This is a genomic window from Mesorhizobium sp. M7A.F.Ca.AU.002.02.1.1 (assembly GCF_003998535.1).
Taxonomy (GTDB): domain Bacteria; phylum Pseudomonadota; class Alphaproteobacteria; order Rhizobiales; family Rhizobiaceae; genus Mesorhizobium; species Mesorhizobium ciceri.
This window is the reverse complement of record NZ_RZPB01001177.1, coordinates 1-1,287: the sequence shown is the minus strand read 5'-3', so window position 1 is coordinate 1,287 and position 1,287 is coordinate 1. Positions and strand designations below refer to the sequence as shown.

Annotated in this window: 2 protein-coding genes; both read right to left on the bottom strand. The window is 66.5% G+C overall.

Annotated features, from left to right (window positions below):
* A partial coding sequence (locus EN879_RS36245) for a DUF4175 family protein (protein WP_127274731.1) occupies positions 1 to 623 on the bottom strand: 623 nt, incomplete at its 3' end.
* Between the two features lie 238 nt (positions 624 to 861).
* The coding region (locus EN879_RS36240; RefSeq protein ID WP_127274730.1) for a pyridoxal-phosphate dependent enzyme at positions 862 to 1,287 on the bottom strand (426 nt) is incomplete at its 5' end.

The following is a 1,287-nucleotide window of genomic DNA, read 5'->3' as shown; positions in this document are numbered from 1 at the left end:
GTGTAGGACGGCGGCGTCACCCAGGCGTCGATGCGCGGCGGCACGATATCGCGCGCGCCATGGGCATTGAAGCCGTCGCTGATCCTGCCGCCCGTCGGCCCGAAGGAGAAGGCGAAGGCGGTAACGAGCAAAAGTGCCGCCACCGCGCGCAGGGCCCAAGGGTCGCGCTCCGGCACGCGCGTGCGCGGCAGGTCGGCGCCGAGGTTGTCGAGCTTTCCGGCCATGCGCTTCTGGTGTTCGCGCCATAGCGCCTGCGAGAAGCTGCTTTCCCGGCCGCTTGGCCGGTCGGTCTGCACCAGCACCGGGCTGTGCAACAGTTGATTGGCTGCCTCGATGCGGCGGTCGATTTCGCCGGCGCCCGGCAGGCGGAAGAAACGCAGGGGATAAAGCGCGGCCAGTGCTGCTATGGCAAAGGCAGCGACCAGGCCGATGCGCGCCATATCCGGCAGCCGGGAGAATAGCCCGAGCCAGGAGATGCTGAGGAACAGGCTGGCAACGATGACGAGGGGAAGCAGCAACGGCCAGCCGCGCTCGACCACCATCGAGACCCGCGTGGCCAGCCTGCTCAAAGCCAGCCGCCCGGCGAGGCCGCGATCGCTGCTGAAGGTGGGTCGTTGCGTCATCGGCCCTTCCTTGAGCCTATGGCATCCCGAAACCGGGATGCGGCCCTATCCCTTTGAGCATGATCTGTTCCGAAAGGGATTCCATGTTTCGGGATCATGCTGTGGAGCGGGCAGATAGCCCGACGCCTCACGACTCAAAGAATACCAGCAAACACGGCAAAGGCGAGGCGGTTCGAAAAAACGTGAAGTGGACCGTTATAGTTCCATCCTGCATACCCTTTAGAAGGCAGCAGGCCCTTTAGAAGGTAGCGGGGTCCGCATTCGCCCCGCAGACCAGCACGGCGAGCCGTTCGCCCTGCGCCGGCGCATAGCGGCCCGACAGGATTGCGGCAAAGGCGGCCGCACCTCCCGGCTCGGAGATGATGCGGGTTCGGTTCCACAGCGCCTTCTGCGCGGCGACGATGTCGTCGTCGCCGACCAGGATCGAGCGTTCGACATAGGCCTCGGCGATCGGGAACATCATTTCGCCGACGCGCTTTGGCGCCAGCGAATCGGCGGCGATGCCCTCGGCCGGCGCATCGACGGGGTGTCCGGCCTCGAAGGCGCGATGCAGCGTCGGCGCTCCTTCCGGCTCGACGGCGATGATACGGCTGCGGCCGGCGAACCAGGCAGCGATGCCGCCGATCAGACCGCCGCCGCCGACAGCGACCAGCAGCGTGTCGAT